This is a genomic window from Isosphaeraceae bacterium EP7, assembly GCA_038400315.1.
GTDB lineage: Bacteria > Planctomycetota > Planctomycetia > Isosphaerales > Isosphaeraceae > EP7.
This window is the reverse complement of record CP151667.1, coordinates 2,964,244-2,985,730: the sequence shown is the minus strand read 5'-3', so window position 1 is coordinate 2,985,730 and position 21,487 is coordinate 2,964,244. Positions and strand designations below refer to the sequence as shown.

Below are 21,487 nucleotides of genomic sequence, written 5' to 3'. Positions count from 1 at the left end.
GGCCCGGCCTCCCCGGGCCGATCGAGTCCGAATCGCCAGAGTCGCGCACCAGGAGTCCGAGATCGATGAATCGACCGAATCGCAGGCGGGCGCAGGCCCGTGGCCCGCTCGGCCCCCGCGTCGAGGTCATGGAGCCCCGGACGCTGATGGCGGCGTCGCTGCTTCAGGACATCAACACCAACGGGAACAACGCGAACGTCGTTGCGCCCATCGTCTATAACGGCTCGACCTACTTCCTGGCCGACGATGGCACGAACGCCCTCTACTCGCAGCTTTACAAGACCGACGGCACCGCGGCCGGCACCCAGAAGGTGTCCGACCTGGGGGTCGTCGTCTCCTCGGTCCCGGTCGTCAGCGGCGGCTCGCTCTACTTCTCCGGATCAACCGCGGCCGATGAGCCCGAGCTCTACAAGATCACCGGCTCGGCCGCCCCGGTGAGGGTCAAGGATATCAATCCGGGCGTCGTCGGCTCCTACCCTGCACGCCTGACCGACGGCGGCAACGGGCTGCTCTACTTCAACGCCAATGACGGAGTCAACGGCTTCGAGCTCTGGAGGACCGACGGCACCGAGGGCGGGACGTTCCTGCTCAAGGACATCAACCCGGGCGCCAACCCGTCGTTGCCCACCAACCTGACGGCCATCGGCACCACCCTCTACTTCGCCGCCCTGAACGCGGCGACGGGGACCGAGCTCTACAAGACCGACGGCACCGCCGTCGGCACGGTCCTCGTCAAGGACATCAACCCGGGCATCACCTCGGGGATCACGAGCAACTACGCGCTCGACGCACGCTGGGCCACGATCGGCAGCACGCTCTACTTCGCCGCCAATGACGGCACGAATGGCACGGAACTCTGGAAGAGCGACGGCACCTCCGGCGGGACCTCGCTCGTCAAGGACATCCGCACGGGCAACGCCTCCGGCCTGGACCCCTCGGCCACCAACATCAAGGCCTTCAATGGGGCCCTCTACTTCGCCGCCAATGACGGCGTCGTGGGCGCCGAGCCCTGGAAGAGCGACGGCACATCCGTCGGCACTGTCCTGCTGAAGGATGTCAACGCGGGCACTGCCGCCAGCAACTCCAGCCCCTCGCAGTTCGTCGTACTGGGCAACTCGCTGCTCTTCAGGGCCACCACCGCGGCCGCCGGCATCGAGCTGTACCAGACCGACGGCACCAATGCCGGCACGGTCCTGCTCAAGGACATCAACCCGGGCGCCTCGAACTCCTCGCCCGACGGCCTGACCGCGATCGGATCGACGGTCTACTTCTCCGCGATCAGGGCCGATGTCGGCTATGAGCTCTGGAAGACCGACGGAACCAACGCCGGCACCGCGCTCGTCAAGGACATCCGCCCCGGCGTGGCCAGCTCCTTCCTGGGCTTCAGCCAGACCTCCGCGGCCGCCGCGTTCGCCGGTGTGGCCGGCTCCGTCTACTTCGCCGCCAATGACGGCCCCCACGGCTTCGAGCTCTGGAAGACCGACGGAACCGCCGCCGGCACCGCGCTCGTCAAGGACATCCGCCCCGGCACCATCGGCTCCGAGCCGGTCAACGCCGTCGTCCTGGGGGGCTTCACCTACTTCATCGCCTCGCCCGACGGCGCCGTCAACGAACTCTGGAGGACCAACGGCACGGCCGCCGGGACCACCAAGGTGACGGCCAAGCTCGGCAACGTCAGCTCGATGGTCGTCTTCAAGGGGGCCCTCTTCCTCGCCGGCACCGACGCCACCTACGGCTCGGAGCTCTGGACCAGCGACGGCACCGACGCCGGGACTCGCATCATCCAGGACATCAACCCGGGCCCGGCCGACGCCTCCCCGGCATCGTTGATCGTGGGGGGGAACACCCTCTATTTCACCGCCGTCGATCCCACCCTGGGCAGGCAGCTTTACAAGACCGACGGCACCACCGCGGGCACGGCGCTGGTCAAGGCCATCAACCCCGGCCCCGGTTCGCAGATAAGCAACCTGACCTACCTCGGCGGCACGCTCTACTTCTCCGCGATCGACGCGGTCAACGGGATCGAGCCCTGGAAGAGCGACGGAACGGCCGCCGGCACGGTCCTGCTCAAGGACGTCAACCCGGGGACGGCCGGGTCGAGCCCGACCATGTTCCAGAGCCTCAACGGGACCGTCTACTTCGTCGCCAATGATGGCACCCGCGGCCGAGAGCTCTGGAAGACCGACGGCACCACCGCCGGCACCACGCTCGTCAAGGACATTCGCGTTGGGGCCCTCGACGGCTTCGCGACCTCCGACGACGCGTCCACGAGCCGGCGGCTCGTCGTCCTTGGCAACTCGATCTACTTCCTCGCCAACGACGGCACGAACGGCCCGGAACTCTGGAAGAGCGACGGCACGTCCGCCGGCACGGCGATGGTCACCGACCTGAACCCCGGCGCGACCGGCTCTGTGCCGACGCAGATCACGGCCTTCGGCGGGGCCGTCTACTTCTCGGCCGTGGTGGCCTCGGGCAGGGAACTCTACAAGTCCGACGGTACGGCCGCCGGGACCGTCCTGGTCAAGGACATCCGGCCGGGGATCTTCAGCTCGTTCCTCTCCAACTTCGCCGTCATCGGTACGACCCTCTACTTCTCGGCCGACGACGGCACCCGCGGGATCGAACTCTGGCAGACCGACGGAACCACGGCCGGCACCGTGCTTGCCCAGGAATTCGCCCCGGGCGTGACGAACTCCAACCCGATCGTCCTGGGCGTGATCGGCGCGTCGAAGCTGCTCGTCAGCGCCGATAACGGCCTCACCGGCGCCGAGCCCTGGGCCGTCGACGTCACCCCGTTCGTGGTCAAGCCCGCCGTGGCCAATGACTTCGACGGCGACGGCAAGTCGGACATCGGCGTGTACATGCCCGACAGCGCCCAGTGGGTGATCCGCAACTCCTCGGGCGGGTCGTCGGCGACGGTCTGGGGCAACACGGCCGGCACGACGACGATCCTCTCCGGCGACTTCGACGCCGACGGCAAGGTCGACATCGCCACCTATGACCATGGCTCGTCGGTCTGGTACGTCAAGCAGTCCACCGGCGCCGCGCCGATCGCCCTGGTCTGGGGCCGTGCCGGTAGCAACGACGTGCCGGTGGTGGCCGACTTCGACGGCGACGGCAAGGCCGACATCGCCGCGTACAACCCCTCCACGGCGCAGTGGTTCATCCATTACACCTCGGGCGCCACGCCGGCGGTCATCGTCTGGGGCCGGGCGGGCTCGGCCGACCTGCCCGTGGCGGTCGACTTCGACGGCGACGGCAAGGCCGACCTGACCGTCTTCAACCCGAACACGGCCGAGTGGATCGTCCGCAACTCGGCCGCCCTGTCGGCCACCTCCGTCATCTGGGGCAGCGCCGGCGACGTGCCGGTCGCGGCCGACTTCGACGGCGACGGCAAGGCCGACATCGCCACCTACACCCCCGCCTCGGCGACCTGGGTGATCCGCTACTCGACCGGCCTCCCGGCCCAGTACATCCTCTGGGGCCTGGCCGGCGGCTCGGACATCCCGATCACAGGCGACTACGACGGCGACGGCAAGGCCGACCTGGCCGTCTACACCCCCGCCACGGCGCGCTGGTTCACCCGCAACGCCACGGGCCCGGTGGTGGCCAACACGGTCGTCTGGGGCCGGGCCGGCAGCGGCGACGTGCCGCTGGTGAAGAAGTACACGGTCATCACCAACGGCGGGAACCGCGCGACCGCCTCGGTCGCCGCCATCCAGCCCTCGACCCTCTCCCTCGCGGCCGCCTCCGCGCCGCCCGCCTCGACGGCCGCCGCCCCCAAGGTCGTCGTCGCGGCCCCCTCCTTCGCCGCCCGCGCCCGGCTCGTCCAGGGCGTCGCGCCCCGGCGGTCGACCACGACGCTGACGGCCACCCCGTCGTCCCCGGCCACGGCCTCCGTCGCCAGCAAGTCCGTCTCGGCCCTGTCCCCGGCCTGATCCTCGTCGGCGAAGTCACCAAAATCGGCCGCGACTCGACGAGTCGCGGCCGATTTTGCATTCTAATATGAGCAATTTGCTGACTTGTAGGTTATTTTCATATGGTCGGTCAATCTGGGGCTGGTCCTGCCGGCAGGTCGACCTGGGCGTCGGACATCAAGTAGGCGACCAGGTCGCGGATCTGCTGGGGGGTCAGGGTCTGGAGGAGGCCCTCGGGCATCAGGGAGTCGGTCGACTGCCTGCGTTCCATCACGTCCGACCTGGGGATCGTCACCTTCGCCTGGGCGGTCTGGATCGCGATCGACGCGTCGTTCTCCGAGGTGACGATCCCGCTGACGACCCGACCGTCGGCCAGCCCGAGGACGGTCATCTGGAAGTCCTTGCTCACCACGGCGCCGGGGTCGACGATGTTGGAGAGGATGTAGGACAGGTCCTTGCGCCCGGCCCCGGTCAGGTCGGGGCCGATCTCGGCGCCCGAGCCGAACAGGCGATGGCATGACGCACATGCCTTGATGAACACGGACCGACCCCGGCCCCTGTCCTCGGTCGCGACCCGGGTCGAAGTCAGGTCGGTCGTCAGGCGGGCCATCAGCTCGGCCTTGTCTCGCGGCGACTCTCGCAGTTCGCCCCAGACCTCTCCGAGTCGCCTCCCCAGGTCGGGACCGCCCATGCCGCGGATCTGCCGGGCCTGCGAGGCGGAGAGGTCGGTCCTGGGGATCTCGCCGGCGGCCATCCGGTCGAGCAGCTCGGCGGCGAACTCGGGCCTCGAGGCGAGCGCCTCGACGACCGCGGCCCGCTCGCTGGGGTGGAACGTCCGGTAGCTGGCCGCGATCCGCTTGCCGACGGCCGGGTCGGCGGACCGGACCAGGCCCTGGAGCGCAACTGTGTTCAAAAACCGGACCTTGAGCAGTCCTTCGCAGACCGCCCGGAGGTCGGCCGGCTCGGAGTCGATCAGCGAGCTCAGGGCCGCCTTGCGCAGCGAGAGCTCGGCCTTGTCGTCGAGCGCCAGGCGGCGGACTTCCTCGAGCGCCCGGCCGTCGCCGAAGACCACGTCGATGCCTCGCGCCAGGGACTGGCCCTTGCCGGCGTCGGGCCCGGCGAACTGCCTCGGGAACGCGGCCCACGATGCTGGAGCCTTGGCCTTGCGCACCCCGGCCAGGCCGGCCGTCATGCCGGCCATCACGTCCAGTCGGGTCGCGTCGCCCTTCTCCGAGGTCGCCGCCAGGAGCCTCTCCAGAGGCTCGGGCCTCCTGGCCAGGATCTCGGCGAAACGACGGGCGGCCCACTCGCGGACCCGGGGGAACTTGCCGTCGGCGGCCAGCGGGGCGAGAGCCTCGGGGGTCTCGACGGCCAGCGGGATCAGGCCATACCAGACGAGCGGGGGCAGGTTCGGGTCGGCCGCGTCCTCGGCTCGCGACAGCAAGGCCGCGGCGAGTGCCGGGCGTCGGGCGACGGGCAGGCGCTGGAGGGTCGAGGCCAGGGCGAGCCGGACCAGGCCCGACCCGTCCTCGCGGGCCATCCGGGCGAAACGGTCGAGGAGGTCGGCGGGCACGGCCACCGCATCGGCCCTGGGTCGGCCCGTCGGCATATCCAGCGGCCATGCATCGGTCAGCAGCCGGATCGCCCAGGTCCGGACGTGCTCATCGGCATCCTCGAGCCGCGGCCTGAGGAACTCCGCGGTGGCCAGGTCCAGGGTCTGGAGCGTCCAGAGGGCCCTGAGTCTGAGTCGCACGTCGCCGGGTTGCTCGACGATCCGGCGTAGCTCCGCCGCCACGTCATCAGGGATGGGACCGGCCTCGGCCCGGCCTGCCAGCTCGCGCCTGGCCTGGCGGGCGAACCACTCGTTCTTGTGGGTGTGGAGGGCGACGAGCTGCGAGCCGGTCAGCTTCGACAGATCGGGGGCGGGCTCGGGCTTCGAGTCTCCGTATCTCACCGCGAAGATCCGGCCCGACGTGCGGTGGACGCCGCTGTACTCGTGGCACTCGCCGGTGTCGCTCCAGTCGAGGACGTAGACACTGCCGTCCGGGCCGTAGGTCAGGTCGATGCCGCGGAAGAAGGGGTCGGCGGCCAGGAGCAGGTCTGGCTCATGTTTCGCGGTGTATCCGCTCCCGGAACGCTCGGGTCGATCTGTGTTCGCTCTCTTTCCGTGGAGGTTGAGCGTAAGGAGGCGGTTGCGGAACGACTCGGGCCACTGGCCCCCCTGGTAGAACATGGCCCCGCTGTGGGCGTGGCCGCCGCCGAGGCGGCCGTGCGCGCCGATGGATGTCCGGGAGTCGATCCAGTCCTTGCCGGTGTCCCAGTGCCAGTGGTCGGCATGCATCTCCATCGGCTCGTACACCAGGGGGTTGGTGCTGAGCGTGTGCGGCCGGCGGAAATGGGCCCCGGGGATCATCTGCCAGAGATGGCCGTTCACCGAGTTGACGAAGAAGAGCTCGCCGTGCTCGTCCCAGTCGTGGCCCCAGGGGTTGGTCGTGCCGTGCGACAGGGGCTCGAACACCTTCGATTTCGGATGATAACGCCAGATGCCGCCGGCGAGTGGGATGGCGGAACCGGAAGGGTCGCCTGGACTTCGAACAAGGCCGGGTGCCGACGCGCCGCAGCGCCCGTAGAGCCAGCCGTCGGGGCCCCACTTCAGGCCGTTGGCGAAGTTGTGGTAATTCTCCGGGGGTACGTCGAACCCGTCGAGCACCACCTCGGCGGCCCCGTCGGGCCGGTCGTCTCCGTCTCGATCGGGGACGAACAGGAGCTGGGGCGGGCACATCAGCCAGGTCCCCCTGGGCCCGACCTCGATCCCGGTCAGCCGCTGGGCCGTGTCCAGGAACACGCTCCTGCGCTCGGCTCGGCCGTCGCCGTCGGCATCCTCGAAGATGAGGACTCGGTCGCGGAGGGCCAGGTCGAATTTCTTGGCGCGCTCGGCGTAGGTGTAGTTCTCGGCCACCCAGAGTCGCCCACGGCCGTCCCAGGCCAGGGCGATCGGGTTTTGGACCTCGGGCTCGGCGGCGAAGACCGAGACGGAGAAGCCCGCCGGCATCTGGAACCCTCGAGCCGCCTCGGCCGGGTCCATCGGCCGGCCCGCGACCGTCTCGCTGTCGTAAGGGCGGGGGAAGTCGTCCGCCCTGGCCGTGGCTTGCGTTCCCAGGATCGCCAGGCCGAGCCCTGCCCGCACGGCCCACGCCCGGAGAGATTCCCGCGGTCGTCGCATCGTCAACGCCCCCCTCGCCCTTGCCGGGATCGACTCATCCGAATCAGAGTGTCGCCTGCGCGAGGGGCGGCGTCGAGGGGCCGGGCTCGCCTGGATGGCTCCCGGTTTACCGACCAGGCCCGGGACCATCGGAGCTTGCCCTCCGCCCTGGCTCCTGGGTTCGAGCAGAGGCGGGCATGATTGCAGAGATGAGCCGAAGGCCCGGCCGCCGCGCGTTCCTGGCGTCCGGCGGCGCTCATCCCCCTTGCACCCGGCCGAGTCGGTGGGCGCACGGAGAGGCCCCACGCCGGCTCGTCCCTGGGGGGAGAGCCGGTGTGGGGCCTTGGCTGGCAGGTCGGGTCGATCGAAGTCGGGTCAGACCTCGACGACGATCAGGTCGACGGGCTTGGAGTGGCCGTTGGTGCCGTTGCCGGCGAACAGGTCGAGGCCCAGCGCGGTCTCGCCGTGCTGGCTCAGGTCGAGGCCCTCGGCCTCTTCCTCGTTGGTGACGCGCAGGGGGATGATCAGGTCGGTGATCTTGTAGAGGATCAGGGAGCCGAAGAACGAGTAGGCGGCGACGATCACCAGCGCGAGCAGGTGATACAGGAAGGTCTCGGTCTTGCCGGAGGTGAGGCCCACGTCCTTGGCGAAGATGCCGGTGGCGATCATGCCGACCATGCCGCCCACGCCGTGGCAGGGGAAGACGTCGAGCGTGTCGTCGAGGGTCGACTTCGTCCGCAGGTGGACGCAGAGGTTGCTGACGACGCTGGCGACGATGCCGATGACGATGCTCTCGCGGACCGTGACGAACCCGGCGGCCGGCGTGATGGCGACCAGGCCGACGACGGCGCCGATGCAGGCACCCAGGGCCGACGGCTTATTGCCGCGCATCCAGTCGAAGAACATCCAGGCGAGCATCGCCGCGGCCGAGGCCGTGTTGGTGGTGGCGAAGGCCATGGCCGCGGTCCCGTTGGCCGCGATGGCCGAGCCGGCATTGAAGCCGAACCAGCCGAACCAGAGCATGCCGGTGCCCAGCAGGACGAACGGGATGTTGGCCGGCGAGTGCGTTTCCTTGGCCTCGTGGCTCTTGCGGCGGCCGAGCACGAGGGCGCCGGCCAGGGCCGCGAAGCCCGCCGACATATGCACCACCGTGCCGCCGGCGAAGTCCTTGACGCCCCACTTGTTCAGGAAGCCGTCGTAGTGCCAGGTCCAGTGGGCCAGCGGGCTGTAGATCAGCAGGCTGAAGAGGACCATGAACAGGAGGTAGGAAGAGAACCGGACCCGCTCGGCGAACGAGCCGGTGAACAGGGCCGGCGTGATGATGGCGAACTTGAGCTGGAACATGGCGAAGACCATCAAGGGGACGGTCGCCGCGAACCTCGGGTGCGTCGCCTCGCCCACGCCGTCGAGCATGAAGAAGGTCCGCGGGTCGCCGATGAACCCGCCGATGCTGTCGCCGAAGGCCAGGCTGAAGCCGACCAGCACCCAGAGGAGGCTGATGACCCCCAGCGCCACGATGCTCTGGAGCATCGTCGAAACCACGTTCTTGAATCCGACCATGCCGCCGTAGAAGAACGAGAGCCCGGGCGTCATCAACAAGACCAAGGCAGAGGCCGTCAGCATCCAGGCGACGTCGCCCGTGTTGATGTCACCCCCGACCGGCACGGGAGGCTGCCCCGAAAACTTGAACGGCACCAGCGCCAGGACGGCCAGGCCAACGAGCAGGAGAAATGGGAGCGGTGTTGCGCGCTTCATGGGCATCCCTGTCTAGGAGAGAGGCGGAGAGCGGGGAATCCATGACGGTGTCCTGCCGACCCGCGGCTCGACGATGGGCCCCCGAAGAATCACGCAAAGCCTTTCTCGATGGAGATATCGGCGATTCGTGAATTCGGGTTGCGGGAGGTAGGCGGGAAGTCCGTTGTGGGACGACGGGTTTATTGCATAGGTCGTGCCAATCGGAGGGGTTGCCCGATTTCGGGCATCGAAGCCTTGCTTGTCTAAGTTTCCGGCACTTTCGGTCTTGGCGTGGCCCGACCTCCTTCGGGGGCGGCCCGCGTCAATTGGCCGAGGTTGTTGGGGGTGGGGCGACTTTGCTGCGTTCACGAGGGGCCTGGCGCCCTGCTTTGAGTCGGGAACCGGGGCGGCGCCACCGGTGGAATCGTTCCGGAAAGATCAACCGGTCCTTCATGCGAGCCGATAACTAGCTTGACGAATCATCCGCATCGAATGCGCCTAGACAATGGTCATCCTTGATCGCGTCCGGCGGGCAAATCGCGGATCGTCCGGCGTCCTCTCCCCGCCGAGTGTCTCCCCCCTCCACGCTCGACGTTCAAGATAATTGGAGCTTTCAGGATGAAAGCTGACGGGATGACTGCCCGGAAGGGCCGCCTTGCCTTGGCCGCCTGTTTCATCTTCCTTTCCGCCGATGCGATGGGGCAGGACGCGGCGGCACCGGCCGGGAGGCCCGCCGGCCGCCTCTTCTCCAGGATCATGCGTGACCGCTCCGTGCAGCGGACGCAGGCCGTCCCCGACGCGTCGGTCCCCCCGCCCAGGGCCGTGCAGGACTCGACCCCGGGCACATTCCCCGAGACGCCCGAGGCCTCGACCCCCGGGTTCACGGCCACGCCGGGGTCGGGATCGGGGACCTCGCCGACCGACTCGTCCACAGCGTCGAACACCGACCTGTCGCTGCCCCGCGCCGAGCGCGAAGGGGGAGGCGGCGAGCCGACGACCGGCGACCAGGCCGGAGAGGAGGCCGCGGAGCCGTCGAAGGACGAGACCAAGCTGTTGATGGACCTGCTGGGGATCCCCGACTCCCCGGTCAAGGTCTACGGCTGGATCCAGAATTCGTACACCGGCAATACCAACGGGATGCCCAAGAATGGCACGAACTTCGGCGTGAATCCGAACTTCAAGGCCAACAGCTGGATGGGCAACCAGTATTACCTGGTCGTCGAGAATCCCTTGGAGCAGAGCGACGAGATCAACTTCGGCTTCCGGGCCGACAATCTCTGGGGCAATGACTGGCAGTTCAACCACATGGCCGGGTTCGCAGACCGGGCCTTCAACCTGAACAGCTTCCAGGGCTATGACCTGGCCCAGGCCTATGCCGAGGTCCACATCCCGGACAACGTGTTCGGCACCAAGGGCCTCGACATCAAGGGGGGGCGATTCTACACCCTCGCCGGCTACGAGGTCGTGCCCGCCACGGGCCGCCCGCTGCTGAGCGTCCCCTACATGTTCAACTACGGCCAGCCGTTCACCCACTTCGGCATGGTGAGCACCTGGCACGTCAATGACCGCCTGAATATCTACAACGGTGCCATCAACGGCTGGGACCGCTGGATCAACGAGAACTACAAGTGGGGCTACATCGGCGGCTTCACTTATAATTTCAAGGACGAGAAGACCAACATCTCGTTCATCTCGATCTGGGGCCCCAACCAGTTTCCCCGCCAGCTGCCCAACAACACCCAGATTTTCCCCACCGGCTACATCAACATCCCCAGCCTGGCCGGGGCCAAGAACAACGGCTACGCGTCGAATGACCGCCTCCTGTTCACCACGGTCATCACCCACAAGTGGTCCGACAAGCTCACGCAGGTGATCGAGACCGACCAGGGCTTCGAGCAGAACGTCCCGGGCGCGGCCTCCCCGGTCGTCAACGGGGTGGTCCAGAACGGCGCCTCGCAGAGCGCCGGCTGGTACAGCTTCGGCAACTGGTTCCTCTACAAGTTCAACAAAGACAACGACAAGCTGATGGGCGTCTGGCGTTCGGAAATCTTCCGCGACAACAACGGCGTCCGCACCGGCTTCGCGACCAACTTCTCCGAGTTCACCCTCGGCCTGATCTACAAGCCCAAGCCCTACGTCTGGGTCCGCCCCGAGGCCCGGTATGACTTCGCACGCAGCGGCAACCCCTACAGCGACGGCACCCGCAACAGCCAGTTCACCCTCGGCTTCGACGTGATCTTCCTCTTCTGATTCTGAGCCGATCCGACTCGCCCCGCGAAGACCCGGGGAGCACCCGCTCCGCCGGGTCTTCGCATGCGCCCACCCTGCCCGGTCGCGATCCTTGGAGTCTGATTCGACCCGGCTCGCGCGAAGGGTATCGCCGGGGTTGATGGTCGGGTAAGATATGATCCGACGCGGATCGATCGGCCCCGTGCCAGGGGGCCCCTCCCTCGACCCGTCCCGCGGATCCTGCCACTACAGAACCCCGCCGGGCCCGCCGATGACTCCTCAGCCCTCCCCCCGCAATTCGAAGCCCCGTCCCGGTCGGCTCGCCTCGATCGCCGTTGGGTTCGCCTGCGCCCTCGCGGTGCCCGCCCTTTCCCTCGCCGCCGACGCCGGTGATGCCTCGGGCGAGCAGATCTACCGGCTGAAGTGCGCCTCATGCCATGGCGCCTCGGGCGAGGGGACCAAGGAGTTCCCCAGGGCCCTGGAAGGGGACAAGTCGGCCGAGAAGCTCGCCCATCTGATCGAGAAGACCATGCCCGAGGACGACCCGGGCACTTGCGTCGGGCCGGAGGCCGAGAAGGTCGCCGCCTACATCCACGACGCCTTCTATTCCCAGGCCGCCCGCGATCGCAATGCTCCCCCCAGGGTCGAGCTCTCGCGCCTCACCGTCCGCCAGCACAAGAATGCCCTGGCCGACCTGCTCGCGGGCTTCCGAGGCGAGCCCGCCCGCGACGGCAAGCCGGGCCTTCGCGGCGAGTACTTCAAGGCGGGCAAGTTCCGCGACAAGGAACGGGTCTTCGAGCGTGTCGACCCCGAGGTGAAGTTCGACTTCAAGCTCGGAGGTCCCGGCGACGAGCCGGATAAGTTCGACGCACGCCGGTTCTCGATGCGCTGGGATGGCTCGATCGTCGCCCCTGAGACCGGCGAGTACGAGTTCGTCGTCAGGACTGAGCACGCCACGAGGCTCTTCGTCAACGACCCGCAACGCCCCTTGATCGACGCCTGGGTGAAGTCGGGCAACGAGACCGAGTACCGGGGCTCGATCACCCTGCTGGGGGGGCGGGCCTACCCCATCCGGCTCGACTTCACCAAGGGGAGGTTGGGGGATGACGACGCCAAGTTCGACAAGCATCACCCGATCCTCCCCGCCTCGATCGAGCTGGCCTGGGCCGTCCCCAATCGCGCGATCGAGACCATCCCGACTCGCTGCCTGTCGACCGCCGAGGTGGCGCCGACGTACGTCTCGTTGACCCCGTTCCCGCCCGATGACCGGAGCGTGGGCTACGAGCGCGGGACGTCGGTGTCGAAGGCCTGGGAGCAGGCCACGACCGACGCCGCCATCGAGACGGCCGCCTACGTGTCGGCCCACCTCCGCGACCTGACTGGCGCGAAGCCCGAGGACGCCGACCGGGGCGACAAGCTGAAGTCGTTCTGCCGGTCGTTCGTCCGCCGCGCCTTCCGCGGTCCGATCTCCGACGACCTGATCGGCGTCTTCGTCGACCGCCAGTTCGAGGGGGGCCGCGACCCCGAGGTCGCCGTCAAGCGGGTGATCCTGCTGACCCTCAAGTCGCCGAGGTTCCTCTACCGCGAGGCGGGCGGGCTCGGGCCGGGCTACGACGTCGCGTCGAGGCTCTCCTTCGGCCTCTGGGACTCGATCCCCGACCGCCCCCTGATCGAGGCTGCCGAGGCGGGCAAGCTCGACGAAAAGGAGGAGGTCGCCCGTCAGGCCACCCGGATGGTCGACGACCCGCGGGCGCACGCCAAGATCCGCGAGTTCTTCTTCCAGTGGCTGCGGATCGATCGGGCCCCGGACCTCTCCAAGGACCAGGCGATTTACCCGGGCTTCGACAAGGCGATCGCCGCCGACCTGCGGACCTCGCTGGATCTGACCCTCGACGACATCCTCTGGAGCGACTCGTCGGACTTCCGCCAGATTTTGCTCACCGACCAGTCGATGCTCAACGGCCGGCTCTCGAAGTTCTACGGCGCGGGCCTGCCCGACGACGCCCCGTTCCAGAAGACCCGGTTCGAGCCCGACCAGCGTGCCGGCGTCCTGTCGCATCCGTACGTGCTGGCCAACTTCGCGTATACCGCGACCAGCTCGCCGATCCATCGGGGGGTGTTCATCAACCGGAGCGTGCTGGGCCGGGGCCTGAAGCCGCCGCCCGAGGCGGTCGCCCCTCTGGCCCCCGACCTGCACGCGAGCCTGAGCACCCGCGAACGCGTGACCATCCAGACGTCGCCGGCCGCCTGCATGACTTGCCACGGGATGGTCAACCCGCTCGGCTTCGGCCTGGAACGGTTCGACGCCGTCGGCCGCTTCCGCGCCGAGGAGAAGGGCAAGCCGGTCGACGCCAGCGGCGTCTACGAGGACCAGGCCGGCACGGCAACCCCCTACGAAGGGGCCCGCGCCCTGGCCGAGCTTCTCGCCCGCAGCGAGGAGACTCACTTCGCCTTCGTCGACCAGCTCTTCCACGCCCTGGTCAAGCAGCCGATCCGCGCCTACGGGCCGCAAGTTCGGGCCGACCTGAGGCGCGGATTCGCCGATGATGGATACAGCGTCCGCAAGCTCGCCGCGCGGATCGTCGCCACCTCGGCGCTGGCCCCCGCACCGGTCCCCGTGGCTTCGGCTTCGGCTCCGGACTGACACGATCGCAGCCCCCCCTTTCATTCCCCCTCCCGGAGACGACGCCGTGGCACAGACCCGAAACCGACGCGAGTTCCTCCGCGACCTGGGCATCGGCGCCGCGGCGGTCCCGTTCCTGCTGAATTTGCCCAGCCTGGGCTTCGCCAATCAGGGGGCCCGCAAGCAGCGGCTGGTCGTCCTGTTCAGCCCCAACGGCGTCATCCCCGACGCCTTCTGGCCCGACGAGGAGGGGGAGAACTTCACCCTCAAGCCGATCCTCAAGCCGCTCGAGCCCTTCCGCGACAAGCTGCTCACGCTCAACGGCGTCTGCGACAAGGTGCGCGGCGACGGCGACAACCACATGCGCGGGATGGGCTGCCTGCTCACCGGCATCGAGCTGCTACCGGGAACCATTCAAGGGGGCTCGGACACCCCGGCGGGCTGGGCCAGCGGCCACTCGATCGACCAGGAGCTGCGCACCTATCTCCAGAAGGACGCGGCCACACGCACCCGGTTCGGCTCGCTCGAATTCGGCGTCATGGTCCCCGAGCACGCCGACACCTGGACCCGGATGGTCTACGCAGGGTCCAACAAGCCCCTGCCTCCCATCGACAATCCTTACCAGATGTTCAACAAGCTTTACGGCGGGGTGAAGGACCGCGAGGACCTGACCAGCATCCTCGACGAGCTGCGCGACGACCTCAAGGCGGTCGGCACCAAGCTGAGCGCCGAGGATCGCAAGCTGCTCGACGAGCACGCCACGTTCGTCCGCGAGATGGAGCAGGACCTCTCGCAGGCCAAGGACGAGACGGCCGACCACGCCGTGCCCGAGTTGGAGCTGGGCGTGCGGCGGGATAATGACAACATCCCCAAGATCAGCAAGGCCCAGATCGACCTGATGGTCAACAGCTTCACGGCCGACTTCAGCCGGATCGCCACCCTGCAATACACCAACTCGGTGGGCATGGCCCGGATGCGCTGGATGGGAATCGACGAGGGTCACCACGAGCTGTCGCACAACCCGGACAGCGACGCCAAGTCGGTCGAGAAGCTCACCAAGATCAACACCTGGTACTGCGAGCAGCTCGCCTACCTGGCCAAGCGGCTGGCCGAGACCCCCGAGCCGGGCGGCGGCGGCAGCCTGCTGGACAACACCACGATCGTCTGGACCAACGAGCTGGGCAAGGGGAACTCGCACACCCTGGACAACATCCCGTTCGTCATCCTAGGCGGCGGCTCCGACTTCAAGATGGGCCGATCCCTCAAATACAAGCAGGTCCCCCACAACCGCCTGCTGATGTCGCTGGCGCACGGCATGGGCCACCGCATCGAGCGGTTCGGCAACCCCAACTTCTGCGGCGACGGCGTGCTGAGCAACCTGACCTGATCGAATCGAAGTCTGCGTCGCCCGCCCTTTCAGCCGGGCGGGCGACGCGGTTTCTCGGATTGCTTCAGAAGTCAGTCCCGCCGATCACCTCGCCGCCGGCGCGCGTGATCAACGCCTTCATCACCTTCTCCGCGATCGTCGCCTTGAGGAACCGGATCGACCCGTCGCCCATCCCGGCGTTGAAGCCGCCCGGGTGCATCGACCCAGCGCCATAGAACGGCGGCGGGGCCTTGGCATCGGGGTCGAACTCGAGATCCTCCGGCTTGGTCCAGGGCACCCCTTCCTTCGTCTCGACCAGGGCAAGTGTGTACGACGTTCCATCGGTCATGTCGGCGATTTTCACGTCGACGCCCGGTTCGAACATCGCCCCCTTGCCGTCGAAGACCCGGTAATAGGCCAGAGTCGGGTCCGTCATTGGCATGCTCGCGCAGCGGTACTGCGGGGGCATGGAATTCAAGAGTGTCTTGTTGTGAGGGCTGTCCCAGGCCTCATCGAGGTGGAACTTGTTATACAATTCCTGCTGCTCGATGAACGGCAGGATCGCCACCCGCCAGCTCAGCAGCGGCTTGCCCGCCTTATCGACGATCGCGGCCCTGGGGAAATGGCCGTAGCCCGACTCATAATTGTGGAACGCCAGCATCATCTGCTTCTCGTTGTTCACGCACTGAGCCCGCCTGGCGGCCTCGCGGGCCGACTGGACGGCCGGCAGCAGGAGCGCGATGGCGATGCCGCCCGAGGCCGGGTTCGCCAGGGAGGGGAACGCCTCGCGGTTGACCAACCGGATCCCCGACGGGTCGACGGAGATTGACATCGACCCGGGCCCCATCTTACTGGCTAGTGTCTCGGGGTCGGGGATCAGGGCGGGGTCGATCCGAATCGGGATCCTCGGCGGTGCCTGGCCCTTCGCTTTCGCCGACTGGGCCATCCCCATCTCTGCCATGGCGACGAGGTTCGGCAGGTTCGCAACGATCTGGGGGACGGTCTCGCGGGGGTCGCTCACGCTCAGGTAGACCAGGCGATTGGGGACCCGCTTGCCCAGGGTGGAGTAGTCACCTTTCGGAGTCCATCGCTCCCCCTTGAGCCCCGCGGCCAGGGACTCGGCGATCTCCTTCCGGGGCGAGAAGACCAGGGACTTCTCGCCCACCACCAGCGTCGGTTCCAGGTCTTTCGCCGGGGTACCCGGGGCCGGAATCATCGACCAGGCCAACTGGGGCCCGTCGTTTTTTCGCATTTGCGGCGGCGTCCCGCGGCGACCCGGCTTTTTCGCCTCGTCGGCGACCCGGCGGGCGAGCGACGTCATCAGGGCGTCGACCCCGCGTGCGGCGGCCTTCTGGTCCTTGACCTCGGCCTCGATCACCAGGCCCGAGATGTTCTCGAGCGCGGGGAGCAGGCCCTGGATCGGTGGGGCCGACTTCGACGCGTACAGGGACAACTTCGGCCCCAGGTGACGCAGGAGGTCGCGACTGAGGTCGATCCCCAGCGATTCCTTGATCGATCGTTCGGTCGCTTCCGCCTGCGCCTGGCCCCCCTTCGGGTCGCTCTCCTTGATCAGGGCGATGATCCGGTCATAGGTCCGTTCCGGGTCGACGGAGAGGACCGTGAACTGCGTCAGGTCGGCCGGCAAGGGGGGCAGCGATCCCAGGTCGAAGGTCGGCTGGTCCAGCAGCGCCAGGAAGCCCTTGCGCGGCGAGGGGGCCGCGATGCGCGCCGTCCACATCAACGCCTCGTCCTGGAATCCGAACTGCATCTCGACCCGCTTCACGCCGTCGAGCCCCACCCTCGCCGCGTCGGGCGGGGGCTTCGGGAACTTGGTCATATCGAGGAACGCGAGGCCGACCGGCCTGAACCCGTCGACGTCGTTCGCCAACCCGGCGCGAATCGGGTGAGTCTCGGCGGACTTCGCCTTGCCGTCGGTCGCGGCGAGCACCGCGTCAACGACCTCCAGGCCGCAGACGATCGCGTCGCCTTTCTCATCCCAGGTCGCGAAGGTCTTCTTCCCCGTGCCGTAGGTGACCAGCTTGCGGGCCCCCTTGCGAAGCTCGCCCTTCTTCCCCACCGAGGAAACCACGCGGTCGATCAGCCCTCGCACGTCCTTGTTCGCGCCGCCGCGGAACGCGATCACGAGATCGGCTTCTTCCGGCTTGCCCTCGCGGATGCAGAGACCAACCACGGCCCCCCGGCGCAGGAACAAGGCGGCCTTGGCCAGGACTTCGTCTCCCCCCGGCCCGGCCCCCCCGGCGGCATTCCGCGCCGCGTCGATGCCCTGCGAGGCGAGGTCGACCAGCAAGGCTCCCAGCGTGGTGTCATTGAAGGCCTTGTATGCGGCCGTCTTCTGCCATCCACGCGCATCCGCGTCGAACCCGCGAAACTCGGCGTAGGCTGCGAGACCCTTCTCGGGAACGTACCGCGCGAGTGACGCCGCCGTCGCCGGGGCGCCGCCGCGCCCGCCAGTTTTCGTCGCCTGCCCGTTCGCCGGGTTAGTCAGAGCCATTAGTGCCAGGAGGCCCGCCGCGAAGACCGCGGGTGGTGGCTTCAAGAGGTCTCGTTGCATGGCCTGCCTTTTCGTGTGGAGAGGGGAAGCAAGACGATGCATCCGAAGGATTGGCACGAGACTGATCCGTGCTCGACAGCCTGCATGCATCGTCGAGCATTGCATCCGAACCGCACCTCCGTGACAACACCCCGACCCCTCGAATCGTGCCCTTCGTGACTGTGGAGGCTCCTTGGGGCGACGCCAAGGACTGATCGCCACACGACTTTGGGTTCGGGCTCCCCCCTGCCTGGCCCATGGATTCGGGCGCTTGTCCGCGACCTTCGGCTCCCTTAAGCTCCGAGGCCGAGGCACCCGCACGGGTGTGGGGTCGATCGATTCGAGTTGCATCCCGGAAGGGGCGAACCATGAAGCGCCGGCGCTTATTGCAGGCGGCCGTCGGGGCCGCGTTCTCGTTCGAGATCGTGCCTCGCCACGTCCTCGGCAGGGGGTTCGTCCCGCCGAGCGAGAAGCTGAACATCGCCGGCATCGGCGTCGGCGGCCAGGGGGGCGGGGTCATCCGCGAGATGGCCGGTGAGAACATCGTCGCGCTCTGCGACGTTGATTGGGCGAAGGCCTCGGGCACGTTCGGGAAGTTCCCCAAGGCCGAGCAATTCCGCGACTATCGCGTCCTGCTGGAGAAACGCCGGGACATCGACGCCGTGATGATCGCCACGCCCGATCATATGCACGCGCCCATCACCCTGGCGGCGCTGCGGGCCGGCAAGCATGTGTACGTCGAGAAGCCGATGGCGCACTCGATCGAGGAGGCCCGCGTCATGGCCCGCGTGGCCAGGGAGACCGGCCTGGTCACCCAGATGGGGAACAACGGCCACGCCGGCGAGGGCCTGCGACTCACCCGCGAGTGGTTGCAGGCCGGGGCAATCGGCCCGGTGCGCGAGATCCATTCCTGGTCCGACCGGCCCGGGAAATGGTGGGTCCAGGACAAGGACCGACCCTCCGAGACTCCGCCCGTCCCCGCCTCGATCGACTGGGACCTCTGGCTGGGGGCCGCCCCGGTGCGTCCGTACAACCCGGTCTACCACCCGATGGCCTGGCGAGGCTGGTTCGACTTCGGCACGGGTGCCCTGGGCGACATGGCCATCCACAACATGGACCCGGCCTTCTATGCCCTCGACCTGGGCGCACCCTCGGCCGCCGAGGCCACGACCAGCGCCTTGAAGGCCGAGTCGTATCCGCTCTGGTCGATCCTCCGCTACGAATTCGCCGCCCAAGGCGACCGGCCCGCCGTCACCCTCACCTGGTACGACGGCGGCAAGATGCCCCCGAAGCCGAAGGACCTGCCGGCCGACGTCTCGCTCGTCGACAACGGGATCTACTTCGTGGGCGACAAGGGGACGATGGTCTGCGGCGGCTGGTCCGGGCCGCCGACGCTTTACCCCGAGGCCCGTCGGGCCGAATTCCAGCCCCCGCCCCCCACCATCCCGCGCTCGACCGGCCACCGCTCCGAGTGGATCCAGGCCTGCAAGGACAACAAGCCCGAGGACGCCAGGGCCGGCTTCGCCTACTCGGGCCCCTTCACCGAAGCCCTGCTGGTGGGCAACCTTGCGCTTCGCCTGCAGAAGCGCATCGAGTGGGATTCCGAGGCGTTGAAGGCGACGAATGCCCCCGAGGCCGAGCCGTTGATCCGCAAGCAATATCGGGCCGGATTCGGCATCTGAGCCCGCACAGACCCGCGTCGGCCGGCACGCCCCGTCCGCCGGCCGACGCCCTGCCTTCCGGCCCGATCGCACCCGTTTCCTGTGCCATTCGCCACGATCCGAACGTGCCGCCGTCCGGGCTGCACTTGATTAGGATGACGATCGCAATAGAATCAGGCGGTCCCTCGGATCCGGCCGCCGGATCACCAGGCCGGGGTGGCATGCTTCAACTCGACCGGACGGGACATGGACCGATCTATGGATGCGGGATCGACAGGGATGCGCCGGGTGGTGATCACGGGGATGGGGACGGTCAACCCGCTCGGGCTGGACGTCGCCTCCTACTGGGACGGGCTTTGCGCGGGCCGCAGCGGGATCGGGCCGATCGAGCAGCTCGACGTGAGCGCCTTCCCCGTGCGGTTCGGCGGCGAGGTGAAGGGCTTCGACCCGTCGCTGATGCCCGACCCTCGCGCCGCGAAGCGCATGGACCGGTTCGCCCAGTTCGCGGTCCTCGCCGCGGTCGAGGCCGTGCGCGACAGCGGGCTGAACATGGACGCGGGCGACCCCTATCGCAGGGGCGTGGTGTTGGGCTGCTGCATCGGCGGGCTCGCCGAGTTCGAGTCGGGGCACGACGCCTACCACAAGGGCGGGGTCCGGCGGATCAGCCCGTTCGTGATCCCCAAGATGATGCCCAACGCGGGGCCGGCCAGCGTGGCGATCCAGTTCGGCCTGATGGGCCCCAGCGCGGCCATCGCCACCGCCTGCTCGTCGGCCGCCGACGCCCTGGGCGACGCCTTCAGGGCCGTCCAGCGGGGCGAGGCCGACGTGATGCTGGCCGGCGGGTCCGACGCGTCGATCACCGTGATGGGCCTCGGCGGCTTCGTCGCCGCCCGCGCCCTGTCCACCCGCAACGACGACCCCGCCGCGGCCAGCCGGCCGTTCGACCGCGACCGCGACGGATTCGTGCTCAGCGAAGGGGCCGGCATCGTCGTGCTCGAGGAGCTTGAGGCCGCCCGCGCCCGAGGTGCCACCATCTACGCCGAGCTGCTCGGCTACGGCCGGACCAACGACGCCTACGGGATCGCCGCCCCGCACCCCGAGGGCCGGGGAGCCTCGCGTGCCCTCCAGGTCGCCCTGGACGACGCCCGGCTCGACCCATCGGCGATCGATTACATCAACGCGCACGCCACGAGCACGACCCTGGGCGACGAGATCGAGACGCAGGCGATCAAGCGGGTCTTCGGCCCGCACGCTTATCGCCTGGCCGTCAGCAGCACCAAGAGCATGACCGGCCACCTGCTGGGTGCCAGCGGAGCCATCGAGCTGATCGCGTCGGCCCTCGCCATCACGCGGGGGGTCGTCCCGCCGACGATCAACCTGGAGAACCCCGACCCCGCGTGCGACCTGGACTATGTGCCCAACGTCGCCCGCGAGATGAGGGTCAAGTACGCCGTGTCGACCAGCTTCGGCTTCGGCGGCCATAATTCGTGCCTCGTCGTGGGTGCCCCGGGCTGAGCCGCGCGCGAGCGCTCGACGGACGTTTTTCGATGCGTCGGGGGTCTTCAATTCGATGCGCTATGCGGCCGGCCACAAGGAGCAGACGCGGGCGAAGATCCTCAGGGCGGCGGGCCGGGTCTTCCGCCGCCTGGGCTATCACGCGGCCGGGGTCGACACGGTGATGGAGGAGGCGGGCCTCACCGCGGGCGGCTTCTATTCCCACTTCCCCTCGAAGGACGCCCTGCTCGCCGAGGCGCTCGCCCCGGCCGCCGCGGACGTGGGTGCCAGGCTGTCCGAGGGGCTCGACGGGCTCTCGGCCAGGGACCGCGTGCTCGCCCTGATCGACCGTTACCTCAGCCCCGAGCATCGCGTCGGGGCCGAGGACGGCTGCCCGCTGCCCGCCCTAGTCTCGGAGGTCGCGCGAGGCAACGCCTCCGTCAAGCGGAGTTTCGAGTCGATCCTCGGGGCCGGCGCCGCCCGCTTCCGGGTGGAGCCCGGCGAAGGGGGGCCCGACGAGGGGCGGGCCCTGGCCATCTTCGCCCTCTGCGTCGGCGGCCTCGGCGTCGCGAGGTCGGTCGAAGACGAGGCCCTCGCCGGCAAGATCCTGGACGCCTGCCGCGACCTGGCCAGGCAGGCCCTCGACCCCCCCGCGCCGGCCGAGGCCGGCACGCGGGAGGGAGCGTAAGCCCCGCGGTTCCCGCAGGCGT

At 68.5% G+C, this 21,487-nt stretch carries 10 protein-coding genes; 7 read left to right on the top strand and 3 right to left on the bottom strand.

Annotated features, from left to right (window positions below; translation table 11 throughout):
• Window positions 1-65: 65 nt before the first annotated feature.
• Window positions 66-3,938 (top strand): ELWxxDGT repeat protein, encoded by a 3,873-nt coding sequence (locus tag EP7_RS11460; protein WP_463527983.1) that lies wholly within the window; start codon window positions 66-68, stop codon window positions 3,936-3,938.
• A 109-nt stretch (window positions 3,939-4,047) separates the two neighbouring features.
• Here EP7_RS11460 and EP7_RS11455 read toward each other — a convergent pair whose 3' ends face one another.
• Both EP7_RS11455 and EP7_RS11450 read right to left on the bottom strand, forming a co-directional pair.
• Window positions 4,048-7,140, bottom strand: a complete 3,093-nt coding sequence (locus tag EP7_RS11455) for a PVC-type heme-binding CxxCH protein (protein ID WP_463527982.1) — start codon at window positions 7,138-7,140, stop codon at window positions 4,048-4,050.
• Window positions 7,141-7,494: 354 nt separating this feature from the next.
• On the bottom strand, window positions 7,495-8,874 hold the full coding sequence (locus EP7_RS11450; RefSeq protein WP_463527981.1) for an ammonium transporter: 1,380 nt from the start codon (window positions 8,872-8,874) through the stop codon (window positions 7,495-7,497).
• A gap of 612 nt (window positions 8,875-9,486) precedes the next feature.
• Between EP7_RS11450 and EP7_RS11445 the strand changes: the two genes are divergently transcribed.
• From EP7_RS11445 to EP7_RS11435, 3 genes are all read left to right on the top strand, one after another.
• A complete protein-coding gene (locus EP7_RS11445; protein ID WP_463527980.1) occupies window positions 9,487-11,103 on the top strand; it encodes an outer membrane beta-barrel protein in 1,617 nt (538 codons plus the stop codon).
• 250 nt (window positions 11,104-11,353) lie between these two features.
• Window positions 11,354-13,726, top strand: coding sequence for a DUF1592 domain-containing protein (locus EP7_RS11440; protein ID WP_463527979.1), 2,373 nt, complete (start codon window positions 11,354-11,356; stop codon window positions 13,724-13,726).
• Window positions 13,727-13,772: 46 nt separating this feature from the next.
• Window positions 13,773-15,092 (top strand): DUF1552 domain-containing protein, encoded by a 1,320-nt coding sequence (locus EP7_RS11435; RefSeq protein WP_463527978.1) that lies wholly within the window; start codon window positions 13,773-13,775, stop codon window positions 15,090-15,092.
• A gap of 64 nt (window positions 15,093-15,156) precedes the next feature.
• Here the strand turns inward: EP7_RS11435 and EP7_RS11430 are convergent, their stop codons facing one another.
• Window positions 15,157-17,643, bottom strand: coding sequence for a DUF1559 domain-containing protein (locus EP7_RS11430; RefSeq protein WP_463527977.1), 2,487 nt, complete (start codon window positions 17,641-17,643; stop codon window positions 15,157-15,159).
• Between the two features lie 347 nt (window positions 17,644-17,990).
• Between EP7_RS11430 and EP7_RS11425 the strand changes: the two genes are divergently transcribed.
• The 3 genes from EP7_RS11425 (at window position 17,991) to EP7_RS11415 (ending at window position 21,465) form a co-directional block, all read left to right on the top strand.
• Window positions 17,991-19,304, top strand: coding sequence for a Gfo/Idh/MocA family protein (locus EP7_RS11425; protein ID WP_463527976.1), 1,314 nt, complete (start codon window positions 17,991-17,993; stop codon window positions 19,302-19,304).
• A gap of 258 nt (window positions 19,305-19,562) precedes the next feature.
• A complete protein-coding gene (gene fabF, locus EP7_RS11420; RefSeq protein WP_463527975.1) occupies window positions 19,563-20,798 on the top strand; it encodes a beta-ketoacyl-ACP synthase II in 1,236 nt (411 codons plus the stop codon).
• Window positions 20,799-20,853: 55 nt separating this feature from the next.
• Entirely contained in the window at window positions 20,854-21,465 is a 612-nt protein-coding gene (locus EP7_RS11415; protein ID WP_463527974.1) for a TetR/AcrR family transcriptional regulator, read from the top strand.
• Window positions 21,466-21,487: the final 22 nt, after the last annotated feature.